At 77.1% G+C, this 1,217-nt stretch carries 1 protein-coding gene; it reads left to right on the forward strand.

The annotated features are described in order from the left end of the window. Positions 1–82: 82 nt before the first annotated feature. On the forward strand, positions 83–1,217 hold a 1,135-nt coding region (locus HW578_RS26785), incomplete at its 3' end, for a Mur ligase family protein (protein WP_198373736.1).

Raw genomic sequence — 1,217 nt, forward strand, 5'->3', positions numbered from 1 at the left:
CCCTCCGCGCCGCGTCCCGCCGGCGAGCCTGCCGCCGCCGCGCCGCCGCAGCGGGAGGCCGGCCTTGCAGCTCGGTGACCTGATGCGCCGCGCCGGCCTTCCCGGGCTGTCGGAGGATGCGGCGATCGCCGGCCTGACCGCCGACAGCCGCGCCGTTGGCCCCGGCATGGTCTTCGCCGCGTTGCCCGGCGCGCGCGCCGACGGACGCGCCTTCATCGCCGACGCGGTGGAGCGCGGCGCTGCGGCGGTGCTGGCGCCCGAAGGCACCGAATGGCCGCCCGGCGTGCCGGTGCGCCCGCTGATCGCCTCCGCCGACCCGCGCCGCACCCTGGCGCTGATGGCCGCCGCCTTTCACGGCGCGCAGCCGCGCAGCGTGGTCGCCGTGACGGGCACCAACGGCAAGACCAGCACGGTCGATTTTCTCCGCCAGATCTGGATCGCGGCGGGCGAACGCGCCGCCTCGCTCGGCACGCTCGGGCTGGTGGCGGAAGGCTTCCCGCCGGGGCCGACCCTGACCACGCCCGATCCGGTGGCGCTGCATGCGACGCTCGCGGCCCTGGCGCGCGCGGGCTTCGGCGCGGCGGCGATGGAAGCCTCCTCGCACGGGATCGACCAGCGGCGGCTCGATGGCGTGGTGCTGGCGGCGGCGGGGTTCAGCAACCTCACGCGCGATCACCTGGACTACCACGGGTCGATGGACGCCTACCGCGCCGCCAAGCTGCGGCTGTTCGACACGCTGCTGCCGGTTGGCGCTGCGGCCGCGGCCTGCACCGAGATGGATGCGGCCACGCTCGCGGCCCTGCGCGCCATCGCCGCGAAGCGCCGGCTGCGCCTTCTGACGGTCGGCGAGGCGGGCGAGGCGCTGCGCCTCGCCGCCGCGCGCCCGCTGCCCGATGGCCAGTCGCTGGACGTTCAGGCCTTCGGCGCGCGCCATGTCTTCCACCTGCCGCTGCCCGGCCGCTTCCAGGCCGACAACGCGCTGCTCGCCGCCGCGCTGGCCGTGGGTGCCGGGCTGCCGGCGGACCAGGTCTTCGCGGCGCTGCCGCGGCTCGCCGGCGTGCGCGGGCGCATGGAACGCGCCGCGGTTCTGGCGAATGGCGCAGCGGTCTATGTGGATTACGCGCATACGCCCGACGCGCTGGCGCGGCTGCTCGCGGCGCTGCGCCCGCACACGGCGGGGCGGCTGCACGTTCTGTTCGGCGCCGGTGGCGACCGCG

It is taken from the genome of Roseomonas rosulenta, assembly GCF_016106005.1.
Lineage (GTDB): Bacteria > Pseudomonadota > Alphaproteobacteria > Acetobacterales > Acetobacteraceae > Neoroseomonas > Neoroseomonas rosulenta.